The sequence below is a fragment of the Erythrobacter sp. F6033 genome, assembly GCF_023016005.1.
In the GTDB taxonomy this organism is placed as follows: domain Bacteria; phylum Pseudomonadota; class Alphaproteobacteria; order Sphingomonadales; family Sphingomonadaceae; genus Erythrobacter.
In genome coordinates this window covers 699,493-716,043 of record NZ_JALKAZ010000001.1, presented here as the reverse complement: position 1 = coordinate 716,043, position 16,551 = coordinate 699,493, and the positions used below count along the sequence as shown (strand labels likewise).

At 57.6% G+C, this 16,551-nt stretch carries 11 protein-coding genes; 4 read left to right on the top strand and 7 right to left on the bottom strand.

Translation table 11 applies throughout. From position 1 onward, the window contains the following. Positions 1–13 precede the first annotated feature (13 nt). From MWU39_RS03270 to MWU39_RS03260, 3 genes are read right to left on the bottom strand one after another with little or no spacing between them, the layout of a single operon-like run. The gene (locus MWU39_RS03270; RefSeq protein ID WP_247158550.1) at positions 14–475 is read right to left on the bottom strand and encodes a c-type cytochrome; all 462 of its coding nucleotides are present in this window, start codon (positions 473–475) and stop codon (positions 14–16) included. A gap of 41 nt (positions 476–516) precedes the next feature. Continuing rightward, positions 517–2,757, bottom strand: coding sequence for a molybdopterin cofactor-binding domain-containing protein (locus MWU39_RS03265; protein ID WP_247158549.1), 2,241 nt, complete (start codon positions 2,755–2,757; stop codon positions 517–519). A gap of 3 nt (positions 2,758–2,760) precedes the next feature. Then, positions 2,761–3,252, bottom strand: a complete 492-nt coding sequence (locus MWU39_RS03260) for a (2Fe-2S)-binding protein (protein WP_247158548.1) — start codon at positions 3,250–3,252, stop codon at positions 2,761–2,763. Between the two features lie 121 nt (positions 3,253–3,373). Between MWU39_RS03260 and MWU39_RS03255 the strand changes: the two genes are divergently transcribed. After that, positions 3,374–3,712 (top strand): tRNA-binding protein, encoded by a 339-nt coding sequence (locus tag MWU39_RS03255; protein ID WP_247158547.1) that lies wholly within the window; start codon positions 3,374–3,376, stop codon positions 3,710–3,712. Here the strand turns inward: MWU39_RS03255 and MWU39_RS03250 are convergent. From MWU39_RS03250 to MWU39_RS03240, 3 genes are all read right to left on the bottom strand, one after another. Continuing rightward, positions 3,709–5,670 carry a tetratricopeptide repeat-containing sulfotransferase family protein gene (locus tag MWU39_RS03250; protein ID WP_247158546.1) on the bottom strand — a complete coding sequence of 654 codons (1,962 nt, stop codon included), beginning with the start codon at positions 5,668–5,670 and terminating at the stop codon, positions 3,709–3,711. The genes MWU39_RS03255 and MWU39_RS03250 overlap by 4 nt on opposite strands. Before the next feature lie 79 nt (positions 5,671–5,749). Next, positions 5,750–8,422 (bottom strand): TonB-dependent receptor plug domain-containing protein, encoded by a 2,673-nt coding sequence (locus MWU39_RS03245; protein WP_247158545.1) that lies wholly within the window; start codon positions 8,420–8,422, stop codon positions 5,750–5,752. Between the two features lie 354 nt (positions 8,423–8,776). Continuing rightward, complete coding sequence (locus MWU39_RS03240; protein WP_247158543.1) at positions 8,777–10,510, bottom strand: BCCT family transporter; 1,734 nt, start codon at positions 10,508–10,510, stop codon at positions 8,777–8,779. Positions 10,511–10,755: 245 nt separating this feature from the next. Here MWU39_RS03240 and gdhA point away from each other — a divergent pair, with 245 nt between their 5' ends. Beyond that, entirely contained in the window at positions 10,756–12,111 is a 1,356-nt protein-coding gene (gene gdhA, locus MWU39_RS03235; RefSeq protein WP_281501064.1) for an NADP-specific glutamate dehydrogenase, read from the top strand. A gap of 52 nt (positions 12,112–12,163) precedes the next feature. Here gdhA and MWU39_RS03230 read toward each other — a convergent pair whose 3' ends face one another. Continuing rightward, entirely contained in the window at positions 12,164–13,132 is a 969-nt protein-coding gene (locus tag MWU39_RS03230; RefSeq protein WP_247158541.1) for a tetratricopeptide repeat protein, read from the bottom strand. 108 nt (positions 13,133–13,240) lie between these two features. Between MWU39_RS03230 and MWU39_RS03225 the strand changes: the two genes are divergently transcribed. After that, the gene (locus tag MWU39_RS03225; RefSeq protein WP_247158540.1) at positions 13,241–15,685 is read left to right on the top strand and encodes an NAD(P)-binding domain-containing protein; all 2,445 of its coding nucleotides are present in this window, start codon (positions 13,241–13,243) and stop codon (positions 15,683–15,685) included. Further along, the gene (locus MWU39_RS03220; RefSeq protein WP_247158539.1) at positions 15,685–16,548 is read left to right on the top strand and encodes a hypothetical protein; all 864 of its coding nucleotides are present in this window, start codon (positions 15,685–15,687) and stop codon (positions 16,546–16,548) included. Before MWU39_RS03225 ends, MWU39_RS03220 begins: the two co-directional genes overlap by 1 nt. Positions 16,549–16,551: the final 3 nt, after the last annotated feature.

The window sequence follows — 16,551 nt, the reverse complement described above, 5'->3', positions numbered from 1 at the left end:
GCCCCGCCCACGCTTACTCGCTCAGGCTTTCCAGATACGCGATAATGGCTGCGCGCCGTTCGTCATCGGCGACCGCACCAGCCACCATGATTGTGCCAGGAACGGCCGCGGAAGGGTTGGCAATAAACTCGTCGAGCTGCGCGGCATCCCATGTGATGCCAGACCCTGCCAGCGCATCGGAATAGGCAAAGTCATCGAGCGAGCCTGCAGATCTGCCAACGACGCCGTAAAGGTTGGGGCCCGCTCTCGAAGCTTCGCCGCTTTCTGCAACGTGGCACCCACCGCACACTGCGAAGGCGGCTTCACCAGCCGCGACGAGATCGACAGAACTGTCACCAGCCGGAGCTTCAACCGGAGCAATCTCACCCGGCTCGCTCACGACGATTTGCTCAACCACTTCTGGTTCGCTCGATCCGCCACATGCGGTCAGCATGATTGTCAGTAATCCGGTACCCATCAACGCCTGTTTGCGCATGGTCTGTCCCCTTATGTCTCGTTGTGTCTCTGTTGAAACGCTTAAGTGAAACGCTTCGCAATTGGCAATTCGCGCATTCGCTCACCCGTAGCGGCGAAGATCGCATTGGTCAGCGCTGGAGCCGCTGGCGGCAGTCCCGGTTCACCTGCACCGCCTACCGGAACATCGCCCGAATTGATCAGGGCAACCTCGATATTCGGCACTTCGTTCATGCGCAACATCTTGTAATCGTGGAAATTGCTTTGCTTGACCGCGCCATCGACAAGCTCAAGCTCGCCATACATCGCAGCGGTCAACCCGAAGACAATGCCGCCTTCGATCTGGTTACGGAATCCATCCGGATTCATCACGTAACCCGCATCACACGCAGCCCAGCAATTGAGCATTTTCGGCTTGCCATTCGACATGTCGACTTCGATCACTTCGGCGACAATTGTGCCGAAGCTTTCGACAATTGCGACGCCTTTTGCAGTGCCCTCGGCGCGTTCGCCAGACCAGTCGCTCATCTCGGCAACCTTTTGCAGAACAGCCGTGTGACGCGGTGCATCCTTCAACATGGCAAGCCGGTATTCGAGCGGATCGGTGCCCGCTTCAAAGGCCGCTTCATCTATAAAGCTCTCAATAAACCAGCCCTGCTGGGAGTGATCGACAGAGCGCCACGCCTGAAACGGCAGATGCAATTCGGCCTCCGCCACATTCACGCTGGTGTTGGGAATGTCATACATCGCAGGGACGCAGGCTTCCGCCGGATCATGGCGCTGGGTGAAGATGCTGTGATAGGATGACAACTTGCCATCCTCGTCCAAACCGGCGCGGAACCGGCATAGGTCGGCGCAGCGATACATCGCCTTTTGCGTGTCTTCCTCACGGCTCCAGATCAGCTTGACCGGATAGCCTGTTGCCTTGGCAACGCGGGCCGCCATGGAGACATATTCGCTTTCCAATCGCCGACCGAAAGCGCCGCCCAGATAGGGGTGGTGAATGGTCACATCGTCAGCCGATAGGCCAACGGATTCAGCCACCGCGCTGCGCGCCATCAAAGGCACCTGGGTGCTGGTCCAGATCTCGCATTTGCCATCCGCAAAGCTCGCGGTGCAATTGAGCGGCTCCATCGGTGCGTGCGCGAGATACGGTGCTTTGTATTCCGCCTCGATCTTGGTCGCGGCCTTATCAAAGGCGGCTTTGGCATCACCGCGCGCCGCCGCCTCTTCACCGCCAGCGTCAATCGCTTTGGCGAAGGCTGCGAATTGATCGTCCATGGTCTTGATCGGGCTTTCCGATTTGCTCCATGTGATGTCGAGCGCGTTTACCGCCTGCTGCGCCTGCCAGTAGCTGTCAGCGACGACGGCGACGAAGTTACCCATGTTCAAGATTTGATGCACGCCGGACATGTCCTTTGCGCGGCTAGCATCCATGCTTTCGGCAGACGTGCCGGGCACTGGCGGACGGATGACGGCTGCGTATGACAGATCAAGTCCTTCCGGCGCAGCATCGATGCCGAATTCGGCCGTGCCATTGATCTTCGCAGGAATATCCGTGCGCAGCTTACTCTTACCCATCAAGCGATATTCGGAAGCTTTTTTGAGCGTTGGCGTTGCATCCATGGGTTGTTCGGCAGCCGCGCTCGCAAATTCGGAATACGGCGCAGATTTGCCCGACGCCTTATGTGTAAGTGTGCTGTCTTTGGTCTCGATTTCGCCCGCAGGAACGCCCCATTCATCGGCCGCTGCACCGATCAGCATTTTGCGCGCAGCAGCGCCTGCGATCCGCATCTGATATTGGCCGGTTGACCGGATCGAAGACGAACCGCCAGTGATCAGCAGGTCCATCGATTTGCCAAGCTGGGTGAACAGACCATCCCATGTCGGCTCGAGCCAGTCGGCTGCGTTGAGCGTAAACGGTGCAGCGAACATACGCGCCGTATCGCTGACGATGTAGCTGCCATCAGCCGGAGCCTGCATCACGCGGACATTGTCCCAAGCCGCGTCGAGTTCATCCGCGAGCATCTGTGCAAGCACCGAATGCGCGCCCTGCCCCATCTCGCAATGCGGAACGATCGCTGTCACGATGTTGTTCGCGTCGATTTTAACCCAGCTGTTGACCAGTTGCTCGCCAGTGCCGCCAGCAACCTTCGATGCGAGCGAACCAACCGGGTTACCGGGACGAACGCCAATACCGATCAGCAATCCGCCACCCGCCAAAACGCCAGCGCCAATAAATCCGCGGCGGCTCCATTTGGCCAGTTTGCTGCGCTGTTTCTTTTCAGGAGTAAGATCGTTCATGGCTTATGCCTCCCCCGAAAGACGTTCGGAGAGCGGTTGTTCCTGACCTGCAGCGACTTTGATCGCGCGGCGGATGCGGGTGTAGGTGCCGCAGCGGCAGATATTCCCGGACATCGCGGCATCAATATCGTCATCGCTCGGGTTCGGATTGTCGCGCAGCAAAGCAGTCGCAGCCATGATCTGGCCAGACTGGCAATAACCGCATTGCGGAACTTGCTCGCTGATCCAGGCTTGCTGAATTCTTGTCAGTTCGCCCTCGGGGCCGGCGATGCCTTCGATAGTGGTCACTTCGCGCCCTTCGGCGGCGGAAACGGGTGTCGAACAGCTGCGCACAGGTTCACCATCGAGATGCACGGTGCAGGCTCCGCATTGCGCGATACCACAGCCAAATTTGGTGCCTGGAAGACCGACCTTTTCACGCACGACCCAAAGGATCGGCATCGCCGGATCCGCATCGACCGTGACCGGCTGACCATTAAGAGTGAAGCTCGCCATTTCGAATATTCCCCGCATGTGCTCTCGGTTGCGAAACGCAATTTATCTTAAGCGCCGCGCCTTGGGAAGAGGCGCACCAAAGACTCTTTCACGTGCCTGCTTCCTGACCTAATATAGTGGCATGGAACAAACGACATTCGACACATTCATGGCGCTGGATATTCGCGCTGGAACGGTGATCTCTGCCGAGCCGTTTCCCGAAGCGCGTAAGCCTGCAATCAAGCTGATCGTGGATTTTGGCGACGAGATCGGCACGAAGAAAAGCTCGGCCCAGATCACCGAGCATTACACGCCGGAAAGCTTGATCGGGCGCAAGGTGATGGGCGTCGTCAACTTCCCGCCGCGCCAGATCGGTCCGTTTATGTCTGAAGTGTTGGTGCTCGGCTTTCCCGATGAGGGCGGCGCGATTGTACTCGCAACACCGGACGGTGATGTGCCGGATGGCGCGCGGCTAGCCTAGGCAAGATCGCCGAGCGCGTCCTTTAGCGGATCCAGCCATGGTTCGAATGGCTGCCATGCGCCCTGCCCTTTGCGGTTGATCGGCTGACGCACTTGCTCGCTGGAGGCTGTGCGCACAGCGCGCTCTGTCTTGTGAAAGGCGAGACACGCTTCTTCAAACGGCACGCTGAGGAAGTCGAGCATCCGCCGGGTCTGTCCTTCAAGATCGTCGAGAACATCTTCGTGTTGAACCCGCAGAACTTTGCCCGGCAGCACGTCATCCCAGTGTTCCATCAGATCGACGTAATCGGCGTAGTACCGGCCAACCTCATGAAGTCCGTATGTGAACTCCTGCCCTTCGGCAAAAAGCTGTTTAAAGCCTGAGAAACAGCAATCCATCGGCGCGCGGCGCGCATCGATGATTTTGGCATTCGGCAGGATCAGATGGATCAGGCCAATATGCCGGAAATTGTTTGGCATCTTGTCGATGAAATACGGCGCGCCTTGCCGGTGAATGCGCGTGTTTTCGGTGAATTCCTGTCCGAACTTTTCAAGCTGCTCGCCTGTCAAATCATGCAGGACTTCGGGGTAGCGTGACTGCCCGGCCTTTCGTCCGCGAAGGCGGTGCGCGAGGGCTAGGATATTGGGCAATTCCAGCGTTCCATCGATCTGCGAATGGCTGGCGAGAATTTGCTCAAGCAAGGTCGATCCTGCGCGCGGTAGACCAAGAATGAAGATTGGATCAGGCGCATCGTGGCCCTGACCCGCATGCTTCTTGAACAGCTCGGCGGTCGCGAATTCGCGCTGTTTGGCCAGCTCTTCGCCCATGCTTTCCGCGCTGTAACGGGTCTGCGCGCGCTTAAGCGCATTGCCTTCGTCGTAGGACGCAAAGCTGGCCTCGTAATCGCCGCGATCCTCATGCGCTTTGCCCAGAGCGAATGCGATATGAACCCGGTCCATAAAGGCTAGGTCGGCACGCGCGGCTTGCTCCTGCATCGCGGCAAGTTCGGCGTCTTCAAACTTATACGTCTTGAGGTTCGCCAGAGCATACCACGCGTCGCCGTGATCGGGCTTCGACGCTATCGCCGTGCGGTAGCTCGCGATAGCATCAGCCTGCGCGCCAGTGGTCTTCAGAGCATGACCTTTGCTGGTTAGGTTCGCGGGATCGTTCGGCAATTTCGCCAGCACCGCATCGAACAGCTTTAAGCCGCGATCATAATCGCCCGTTTGCATGCTCTCGATGGCTAGGCGCGATTGGAACAGCGGGTTTTCGGGATCACGGGCATAGAGTGCTTCCGCTTCACTGCGCGCTTTCTCAAAATTCTGCCTGCGCCGCAGCGCGTCGACATAGTCGAGACGCAACTGAATATCGTCGGGCGCAAAGGCCACCGCGCTTTCCAACAGGAACTCCGCGTCCTCCAGAATGCCAAGTTCTATCCCGATCCGAGCCAGCAGGCGCATACCTTCGACATCTCGGGGATGTTGCCGCAGATAGTGGCGGCAGATTTCCTCGGCCCGGATCACGCGACCTTCAGCAAGATGATTGGTGACCGCGACCAGTTCACGCGGCAGACGCGAAAGGCGCTGTTGCTGCGCGGCTGCGGCCTGTGCTTCGGGAACGCGCCCTGCCTCGCCTAGCAGCCGTGCCTGTTCTCGAAAGCTCGCTTCCAGAGCAGGGTTGAATCGGGTGGCGCGTGTGAAGGCGTCGAGGGCTGCGGCATTGTTACCGCGAGCCAAGGCAAGATGCCCCTCCTCCTGCCACGCACGGCCATATTCCGGCATCGCCGCGTGCAGCTGCGCCAGATAATCCTGAGCGCCGCTGAAATCCCTGAGATACCGCGAGGCAACCGCCGCCAGATACAGCGTTTCGCCGTCGCCCTCTGCTTCGGAGAGAATAGCGCGCGCCTCGGCAAGGCCAGCGTCAAACTGTCCTGCCTGCATCGCTTGCTGCGCGGATTTTAGCTGTGCTTCGCGGGTCATGGCTCTCGTCTAGACAAAAGAAAGGCGGGAGTGAACGCCTTGCTCACCCCCGCCCTTCGAATGATGGTATTCGTTTCGATTAGTAGTCGAAACCAACCCGCATGCCCACGGTCAGCGGACGGTTGGTGACGATCCGCGCACGGTCGTTACCAAAGTTGCCCGAAATCTGAGCGCGCTCATCGAACAGGTTCTCACCAAAGATTTCGAACGACCACTGGTCTTTCTTAATCCCGGCGCGAAGATCGACAATCGTGTAGCTGTCGAGTTCGATGTTGTTGATTTGGATGATGTCGGTGAACTTCGATCCCGAATAGCTGACCTGCGGCTGGATGTAAGCCTCGGTTGAGCTGGACAGATCCCATTCGTAACGCATCCGCAGGTTACCCTGGAAGCCCGGCGCAAAGGCCAGTTCCGAACCGGCGATTACGTCGGTTGTCGGGGTAAGCACTTCGGTGATCTCTGTGTCGAGGATCGAGAAAGCACCCGCAATGGTCAGACCCGGCGTTGCATATGGAGCAATCGTGAAGTCGGCTTCGACACCGTAGATCTCTGCGTTTGCAGCGTTATCCGAGAAGAACAGGTTGGTGATCGAAGGATCAAAAATCTGCGTTTGCAGGTTCGAAATGTCGACGAAGAAAGCCGAACCGTTGAAACGGAACTGACCATCGATCAGGTCCATTTTCCAACCGAGTTCATAGTTCTTCACTTCATCGGTATCGACAGCGAATGGGACGGTGAAGCCGTTTGGACCAGCCGCGCCGCCTGGACGGTTCAGCAGACCCGGACGGAAACCTTCCGAATAGGTCGCATAGAACAGCAGGTCTTCGTTCGGGGTCAGTGTGACCGTACCCTTCACGATAACACCGTCAGTCGCGGCCACATCTGGCGCGCGAACGGCGTTGAACACTTGCTGTGCCTGTGTTGCGGAAAGACCCGCCGCTTCAATGTCCGCCAAGCTGTCGTTCAGATCAAATGTCTGACGAAGCGCCGGATCGCACGAACCGATGAAAGTGAACTGTCCGTCACCATCATAAAGATCGCTGATGTCGGTGCCGAACGCGTTCTGATCCGTTCCACCCGAGTTACAGAACGAACCGTTTGCGCTGCCTTCAAAGTCGACTTCGATGTCGTAGTAACGCGCACCGAAGGTGACGGTCAGCAAGTCTGGCACAACGTCCAGGCTGGCTTCACCAAAGAAGCCAAACTGCTCGTCCGTACGGCGAATGTCGTTACGGAAGATCGTTTCTGCAGGGAACGGACCGTCAAGCGAAGTGAAGCCTGTGTCCTGTGGGAAGTTCGGCGCAAACGGACCAAATGGCTGGGCCGCTACGTTGCCCGGATAGGCAAAGTCGACGCGCTCTTCGAGGCTGAGGTCCGAATAGAAACCGCCGCCTTGGAAACGAATGCGCCAGTCATCCGGAGTGCTAAAACGCAGTTCCTGCGTGAACACTTCGGTTTTGCTGAACGAGTTGATGTAAAGGTTCGGGGCCTGACAAGTGCCAGCAGGACCGCCTGCTCCGGGATACGTTACCCCGCCATCACAGATGTAATACGGCAGATATTGACCGACAAACAGATAGTCGGTGTAATCCGCACGCTGCGTGCTTTCGCGGTCGGTGTAAGCACCGGTGTAAACGACGTCGAGCATCGCGAGGCGACCTTCGACCGTCCAGCTTGTGTTCGAGAAGTTGTCTTCGAGACGATCTTCTTCAAAACGCTCGATTTCGAGATCGTCTAGGCCGTTCAATTCAGGATCGGCGAAGAACACGCCATCTGATTCAAGGCTCTGGCGCTGGTGCGCGACGGTCACTGTCCAATCAGGAGTGACTTCCCAAAGGCCACTTACGCGGAAACCAGCATACTGGGTGTCGTTGAAGTTATCCTGAGCGATACCGGCATTGTCAGCTTCGATGAAGTCGACATTGGCATCGATCAGCGCGAGCGTTGCCGCATCAGACTGGAAACCGCCGCGGTTGGCGTTCACCGGGACACCGTTCGAACGGACAGTGCCCGCTGGACGGAACCGGCCGCTTTCACGAAGCGAGCGCGTGCCAGCGACGTTATCAATGTAGCCGCCTTTGTCGTCGAGATAGACAACACCGCGCAGCGCGATGTTATCGCTGACAGGGACGTTGACCATGGCCTCGCCCTGATAGCTTGCTTCACCGCCTTTGGTGAAGGAAACGCCAGCAGAGAATGCAGCGTCAAAACCGTTCAGGCTTGGCTTGTTGGTGATGAGACGGACAACGCCAGCCTGCGAGCTTGCGCCGAACAGCGTGCCCTGTGGACCGGAGAGAACCTCGATACGCTCAAGGTCGGCCGCGTATACATCAAGGTTACGGCCCGGCTGCGCGAGCGGCTGATCATTGAGATACAGCGCCACGTTCGGGGCGAGACCGGCAACACCGGCAACGGTGATGTTCGGCGTGGTCGATGCGAGACCGCGAATGTAGATCGTGCTCTGGCCCGGGCCGTTGCCGCCTGCGGTAACAGTCGGCAGCTGCTCGAGATAATCTTCGAACGTATCAATGTTCAGCTCATCGAGCTGTTCAGCGCCGATAGCGGCGACTGATACTGGAACGTCTTGAAGGTCTTCACTGCGTTTTTGCGCGGTAACGACGATGGTTTTGACACCCCCGCGCTGCTCAGGTTGCTCTGCTTCTGGCTGAGCGGTGTTGTCCTGTGCGACTGCAGGTGATGCGATAGCAATTGCGAGCGCGCTTGCTGACGCGCCGCCAATAAACTTCGACATGTAATGGGCCCCTTTTGAGCTTTCGACTGGGTCGCGGGTGCAGAGTGCAACGGCGTTCCCCAAGAAACGAACAGTTACTGATAAGCATCACGTTCGATTCAGTTCCCAATAACAACCCATTATGCAGGTGGCCACAGCTAGGCAGTAAGATTTGCAGAACAACGACATGCTTGTTGCAGAATAACCACAAACAAAGTCAAAGTGCGAACTTTCAAGTCCACCTGATGTAATTCACCTATGAAGCAAATCTATCTGGATTTTTACTAAAAACGGCGCGCAAAATATCATCTACAAATTCAAATAGTGGCAAGTATGCATCTATCTGTATTTATAGATAGGCAAAAATCACACTACTTATTCAGCGGGAGTTACTTTCCCGTCCCAGTTCTCACACGCCTCTGCGGTGGTCGGAACACCATGCCGCTTGCGGATCAGATCATAAGCCACTGCCTTGCAGATCGAAATGGCCATCAACGCGACCACGACAGAGAACGGCAGCGCGCCGATAATCATGGTGACGCGGATCGCTTCAATCCCGCCAAGAATCAACATGGAGCCGACCACAAAAGCGAGCGCGATGCCCCAGAATACGATGTGATAACGGCGGCTGCCCTCATCATCGCCAGCCCCGTTGATCGTGTTGACGATCAGGATCGCACTGTCTGCGGAGGTTATCAGGTATGTCATCAGCAGAATTACGACGAGGCCCGAAACGATCATCATGGTCCCTTCGCTGAGCATAACCGCAAGCGTCGCATAAAGCTGATCCGCCATTGATGCTTCGAGGATGGACCCGCCCGCAGCACCGCTCAGCTCAAGATCAATCGCGGTGCCACCCGCAAGCGCCATCCAGACAAAGCACATCAGCGACGGCACAAGCGCCACGCCGAGCACATATTCGCGGATCGTCCGACCGCGCGAAATGCGTGCGATGAACATGCCCACAAAAGGAGCGAACGCGATCCACCACGCCCAATAAGAAACCGACCAGCCAAGCTGCCACGCGACCAGCGCATCACCGACTTCACTCCCGTCAGCCTTGAACAAGGTCAGCGTTTGCTGAGGCAGTGTGAGAATGTAATCCAAAGTCCCGCTCCAAAGCAGTTCGATGGCATAGAGCCCCGATCCAGCGACCGCGAACAGCCCGAGCAGACCAAAAGAAAGGCCCATATTGAGGTTGGAAAGCCATTTGATCCCGCGGCCGACGCCCGACAATGCGCTGACCGTCGACGCCCCGACGAGCACGACAAGCGCCAGAATAATCCCCATCGAAGACGCGCCAAGACCGCCACCATCGGGCTTTTCCGTCATCAGCCATTCGCCAAATCCGATCCGGTAAAGGCCAGCAACAAACTGCTCAACGCCGAAGCCCAACGTGTAAGCCACGCCAAGGATCGTCGCGACCACGGCGACCACATCAACGATATGCCCGCCGATACCAGACATCACTTTGCCAAACAGCGGCGCAAGGCTGGACCGGATCGTCAGAGGCAATCCCCGGCGGTGCGAGACATAGCCGATGCCGAGGCCAACGAGCGCATAGGTGCACCACGCGCCGAAGCCCCAGTGCAGGAATGTGTACATGTAAGCGGATCGCACAGCTTCGGCAGACAGTGCCTCAACATCCCCGCGAATGATGTCGGGGTTGTTGGCGAAGTGCGCGAGCGGCTCTCCGGTAGAAAATGTTAGCATCCCGATCCCGATACCTGCGCCGAAAAGCATGGCAAACCACGAAAAGCGGCTGAACTCAGGAGCCTCATCAGGAGCGCCCAGACGCAGCCTTCCCGATTGCGGGATCAGCGCGAGAACAAGGCACACTACAACTAGAGCGGCGGTCAGATAGATGTACCAGCCGCCAAACATCGCGATAATGGAATCATTCGCCGCCTTCAGCGTTTCAATCGCATTGAGCGGAAAGAATATCGCCCACATAATCAGCAGCGAAACAATGATCTTGCCGGGGATCGAGACCTCGCGGCTGAACCCGTCATAAAAACCGCTGTCATGTGTCGGGATCGACAATTCGACCATCGGCGGTTCAATCGGCAGATCATCTGTCGAAGTGGTTGCTGCGGAATTGTCAGTCATAAAAAGACGCGTCTCTGGTTGGCCCGCCAAAGAGCGAAGCTGCGCGGATGCAGGCCATTGAAAAGCCCAAAACAACTGCGCGGTGAAGGAAGAGTAGATAAGCCTATACGGCTGGCCCTCTTTTGCAACCCTACCGATTGGGAAGGGTCGCAACCCTTGCATGGACTGCGCTTTGCGCTGATAGAGAGCCACATAACAAAACCATCAAATCCGTTGGTCGCGCTGTTTTTTGGGGGAGAAGCACTTTGGCCGTTTCAGATCACGTAGACCTAGCGACATTCATGGAAGGCGTAAAAAAACGCAATCCGGGGCAAACCGAATTCATCCAAGCTGTGCACGAAGTGGCGCAGGACATCTTTGAATTCATGTCCGACAAAGTCGAATATCACGAAGCGCAAATCCTGCGCCGCATTGCAGAGCCGGATCGCGTCGTTTCGTTCCGTGTTTGCTGGGAAGATGACAACCACAATATCCGCGTACAGCGCGGCTGGCGCGTTCAAAACAACAACGCGATTGGCCCATATAAAGGCGGCATCCGGTTCCATCCGAGTGTGACGGAAAGCGTGCTCAAATTCCTCGCATTCGAGCAGACTTTCAAAAACTCGCTCACGGGCCTGCCTATGGGCGGCGGCAAAGGCGGCGCAAACTTCAATCCGCGCGGCAAGAGCGACAGCGAAGTGATGCGGTTCTGCCAAAGCTTTATGTCAGAACTCTACCGTCATATCGGCCCGAACACCGATGTGCCTGCGGGTGACATCGGCGTTGGCGGTCGCGAGATCGGCTACATGTTCGGCCAATACAAACGCCTGACCAATCGCTGGGAAGGTGTGCTAACTGGCAAGGGTCAGGAATATGGCGGATCGCAGATGCGGCCCGAAGCGACCGGATACGGCGCGGTCTATTTTCTGCAAAACATGCTCAAACATCAGGGTAATGATGTCGAAGGGCAAAGCGCCGTTATTTCCGGATCAGGCAATGTCGCGACGCACGCAGCGGAGAAAATCACGCAGCTTGGCGGCAAGGTTCTGACCATGTCGGATTCCGGTGGTTTCATCCATGACCCGGACGGCATCGATCAAGAAAAGATCGACTGGGTCAAACACCTGAAAAACGTGAAACGCGGCCGGATCAGCGAATACGCCGATGAGTTCAAAGGCGCGACATATCACGAAGGTGAACGGCCGTGGGGCGTCGAATGCGATCTCGCATTGCCTTGCGCCACGCAGAATGAGCTCAATGAAGACGAAGCGAAATCGCTGGTCAGCAATGGTTGCAAAGGCGTCTCCGAAGGCGCGAATATGCCCACCACGCTAGAAGGCGTAAAAGTCTTCCACGATGCCAAAATCCTTTATGGACCGGGCAAGGCGGCGAACGCTGGAGGCGTTGCGGTGTCAGGCCTCGAAATGAGCCAAAACTCGGAGCGGATCAGCTGGAACCAGGAGCGCCTTGGCGACATGCTGACCGATCTGATGGAAGGCATTCACGAGAAATGCGTAGAGTATGGCGACGATGGCGATGGCTATGTCGACTATGTGAAGGGCGCAAACATCGCAGGCTTCAAAAAAGTCGCAGACGCAATGCTGGCATTCGGCGTCGTCTAAGCACCACGCCAAAGCGCAATTTCAAAAGGGCGGCCCGATTGGGTCGCCCTTTTTATTGCGGCACACCGAGCGCCTGCGCCTGCCGTTTCAATTCGCCTTCATAGTCTGGATTGGCGGCGACAGCGGCGGTTAGCGCGGTCTTTGCTTTGCCGGGCTCTCCCAATGTCATGCGGCTGCGCATCAGCATGACCCATCCGTCCAGATTGTCCGGCTCGCTTTGAAGGCGGGCCTCAAGTTGGGCGACCATTCCTTCGGCCATGGTGCGCTGCTCACCGGGTGGGATTGCGCTTGCCGCGGCCAGTTCTGCCTCGCTCGGCCCGCGAACATTTGACGCTGCAGGGCCATTCGCAACCGGCATTCTGCCATCGCTGACAGCGGCTAGGCGCTGCGCAACATCGATATCGTTGATCGCACCGACTTGCTGGATGGTCTCGACAAGGTTCTGCTCCCACGGCGCACCGGGCGGCGTATCAGAAAGCAGATCGAGCCAGTCCGCAATTGCGCCTGCGTGATCGCCATCAACGTCTTTCTTCACCGCCATGAAATAGCGCGCTCTTGGATCGCTATCATCGATCGCCAGTGCCTTCGCAAACGCATCCATCGCCGCAGCGGGAAGCGGGTCGGCATCCGGTGCGGCGCTGTCATTGGCCATCACCCGCGCCTCACCCAGCGCAGACCAAAGGATCGCAGCGCCAGCATCAATCTCGACAGCCTTTTCATAGGCAGCGGCGGCCTCTGCAAATTCGCCTTGTTCGAAATGAGCGTAGGCTAGATCACCCCACGCGCCTGCATCATCGGAGGATGCTTCGGCAAGTTTTCGCAGATCTTCGATGCTTGGCTGGCCACTTGCGGCAACCTGTTCGGTTTCCTCTCCGCCGCCCGCATCCATCACATTATATGCGACCGATCCAGCGGCCAGCAGCGCCGCCGCGCCAAGCAAAATCCAGCCAGCTTTCGAACTGCCTTCAGTCTTGGCGTTCGTATCGGTGTCAGCTTCGGTCATTTCGTTGTCCAATCCCATGTGCCGGGCGCTAACATCGCCGGGAGAATTGAGCAATTCTCTCTGGCATCTTTGAGCCACTTCCCTATGGTGGCGATGGGTGTAAATCTATCCAAAGGGGGGGATAGATTGTCGGACTTGTATAAAGTCGCCATTGTTGGCTCCGGCCCTGCCGGATTGAGTGCCGCTGCACACGCAGCAGCGCTTGGAATGAGCCACGTCCTACTCGAAAAAACCGATCACCTCTCTGACACGATTTACAAGTACCAAAAGGGCAAGCACGTCATGGCGACGCCCTCCAATCTGGTACTGCGCAGTGACTTTGATTTCGACGCGGGCAAGCGCGAGACGATCCTTGGCATTTGGGACGAACAGGCCGCCGCGCAAAATGTGAACGTCATGATGAATGCCGAGGTTGCCAAGGTCGAAGGCGACAAAGGCAATTTCACGATCACGCTGAAGAACGGGGAGACCGTGCGAGCGGAAACCATCGTTCTCAGCATTGGAACGCAAGGCAATCCGAATATGCTGCGCTGCCCCGGCGCCGATGATCCGATGATCCAATACCAACTGGATGATCCGGGCGAATATTTCGACGAGCACATCACCGTGGTTGGCTCTGGCGACGCAGGTATCGAGAACGCTCTGGGACTCGCGGCTGATGATGCGCAGCGCAATGTTGTGACTATCCTCAACCGCCGCGACAGTTTCGCCCGCGCGAAAGCAGCCAATGTCACTTTGCTGGAAGAAGCCGAACAAGAGGGGCGCATCAGCGTCCGCCGCGAAACCAGCCCTGCCGAGGTGAAGAACGGCGAATTGGTGCTGGAAACGCGCGACGGTCAGGAAACCATTCCCTGCAACCGTATAATCGCGCGCACCGGTTCACAGCCGCCGCGCGGCTTTGTCGAAGCGATGGGGATCGAGTTCACCAGTGAAGAACGCGGCGCTTTTCCCAAGCTGACACCTGCTTTTGAAACCACCAAACCCGGCATTCACGTGATCGGCGCGCTCGCGGGGTATCCGCTGATCAAGCACTGCATGAACCAGGGCTATGACGTGATCGAATTCCTCAACGGTAATGAGGAACTGAAGCCTGCCGACGAGCCGATCCTCGCCGAGAAATTCAGCGTTCTGCCCGGCAATCACGATGTCGAACACTGGCTCGGAATATTTGGCGGCAATGTTTCCATCCTCGAAGAGCTTTCCACGCTGCAGCTGCGCGAACTGATGCTCGACAGCGCGGTTCACGCTTACGAGGCGGGCGACGTGATCTTCACCCGCAGCGCGCCGGGATCGTCGATGTTTGCCATCGCCGAGGGCTCCGTCGCGGTTGAAGTCAATCCGGATGATCCATCAATCACCGTGCCGATCGAGCAAGGATCAATCTTTGGCGAGGTCGGCCTGATCTCTGGTCGTCGCAGGGGCGCTACCATTCGCGCCGCTGAACCTGTTGTTGCCATTGAACTGTCGCGCACCGCTGCGCTTAAACTGATTGCCACATCACCCGGCGCAGCGCGCGCGGTGAATCGCATCTCGGTTGAGCGGCAATTGCTGCAAATGTTCGGATCGGGCCTGACCAAAGAAGACGTCGCGCCGCTGGTCGAAAGCAGCGAAGTGATGGATATCCGCGCCGGTCAGGTGATCATCGAAGAAGGCGCGGATGACAAAGACATCTTCATCATCCGCCGCGGTTCGATGATCGTCGAGAAGGCCATCGGCGGAAGGCCCGTGTTCCTTTCTTACCTCCCCGCTGGCAGCTATGTTGGCGAAATGGCAGTGATCGACGGATCAGCGCGCACCGCGACGGTGAAGGCTGCAATCAAGTCCGAAGTTATCCGCTTACCTGGCGAAGGCTTTATGGAATTGATGGAGCGCAACCCTGCTGTGCGCGAGCGTGCGCTCTCCGATATGGCGGGTCGGCGCGAGATCAACGCCTTTATCGAAAGCCGCAAAGACGATTTTGACGGCGCCGTCGATATGTATTCTGAAACCGCATCCTTCCTCGTCGATCAGGGACTGGGCGAAGCGACCGACGTGCTGCTGATTGATGAGAAGCTCTGCATTGGCTGTGACAATTGCGAAAGCGCCTGCGCCGACGCGCATGAGGGACTTTCGCGGCTCGATCGCGAGGCGGGCAAAACCTACGCGCACCTTCACGTGCCGACGTCATGCCGCCACTGCGAGCACCCACACTGCATGGCCGATTGCCCGCCCAACGCGATCAAGCGCGGCCCCGATGGCGAAGTTTTTATCGACGAGACCTGCATCGGCTGCGGCAATTGTCAGCGCAACTGCCCCTACGGTGTGATCCGCATGGATCCGAAACCGCCGAAGAAACCATCGCTGTTGCAATGGCTGCTATTTGGCAGCGGCCCCGGCCCCGGCGAGGCATCGGCGAAATGGCGCAAGACCAATGGCGATCCCGAACAGCCGAAACAGGCGATCAAGTGCGATATGTGCGCTGGGATCAAAGGCGGCCCCGCCTGCGTGCGCGCCTGCCCGACTGGCGCGGCGATCCGCGTGTCACCCGACAAATTTCTGACCTTCACCAAGATCACCGAGGATGTTGAGTGATGGCCAGCACAGCGCAGAACAAGTTCAAGCAGGACGAGCAAAGGCGCGATGCCGATCATGTCAGCTTCCTTAAGCACAGGAACTGGCGCTGGCTGAAAATTGCGGTCGTGCTCTGCATTGCGGCAGGCGTCGGCTATGCGCTGATTGATCAGGAGCCGCGCCCGAATGGTGGCAGCTGGTATGGCTATACGCTGGGCACGATCGGGCTGCTGCTGATCATCTGGCTATCCCTGCTGGGCGTGCGCAAACGTAATATCACAACCGGTCACTGGAGCCTGAAAGCTTGGACGAGCGCACATGTGTGGCTCGGGCTGTCACTGATCGTGATCGGTACGCTTCACACTGGTTTCCAAATCGGCTGGAACGTCCATACGCTCGCCTATGTGCTGATGCTACTGGTGATCATCACCGGCATTTACGGCGTCTGGGCCTACGCCACCTTGCCCGCCGAACTGAGTTCAAACCGCAAGGAACTGACGCGCGGGGAGATGATCGACGCGCTGACCGCGATTGACCGCCAGCTTGATAGCGCAGCGCAACCGCTCGACCGCGCACAATCTGATCTGATTATCGCCGCGCTTGAACAGGATGTGTTCTACGGAGGCGCTCTGGGTCGCCTTTCCGGTTCCTATCCGGGATGTGCCACGGCGAAAGCTCTCAAAAACATGCCTTCAGGAGGAAGCGAAGCCGAAGAGCGCGTTACCACATTGCTTACTCGCCGATCCGAACAGCTTGCCCAAATCCGCCGCCACTTGCGCATCCGTGCGCTGCTCGAAGTGTGGCTCTTCATCCATATTCCGGCGACCATCGCATTGCTCGCCGCACTGCTCGCGCATGTCGTGAGCGTGTTCTATTATTGGTGAGGG

Coding starts and splice junctions, on each gene's coding strand:
- MWU39_RS03270 (WP_247158550.1), bottom strand. CDS start 475: ATGCGCAAACAGGCGTTGATGGGTACCGGATTACTGACAATCATGCTG.
- MWU39_RS03265 (WP_247158549.1), bottom strand. CDS start 2,757: ATGAACGATCTTACTCCTGAAAAGAAACAGCGCAGCAAACTGGCCAAA.
- MWU39_RS03260 (WP_247158548.1), bottom strand. CDS start 3,252: ATGGCGAGCTTCACTCTTAATGGTCAGCCGGTCACGGTCGATGCGGAT.
- MWU39_RS03255 (WP_247158547.1), top strand. CDS start 3,374: ATGGAACAAACGACATTCGACACATTCATGGCGCTGGATATTCGCGCT.
- MWU39_RS03250 (WP_247158546.1), bottom strand. CDS start 5,670: ATGACCCGCGAAGCACAGCTAAAATCCGCGCAGCAAGCGATGCAGGCA.
- MWU39_RS03245 (WP_247158545.1), bottom strand. CDS start 8,422: ATGTCGAAGTTTATTGGCGGCGCGTCAGCAAGCGCGCTCGCAATTGCT.
- MWU39_RS03240 (WP_247158543.1), bottom strand. CDS start 10,510: ATGACTGACAATTCCGCAGCAACCACTTCGACAGATGATCTGCCGATT.
- MWU39_RS03230 (WP_247158541.1), bottom strand. CDS start 13,132: ATGGGATTGGACAACGAAATGACCGAAGCTGACACCGATACGAACGCC.
- MWU39_RS03220 (WP_247158539.1), top strand. CDS start 15,685: ATGGCCAGCACAGCGCAGAACAAGTTCAAGCAGGACGAGCAAAGGCGC.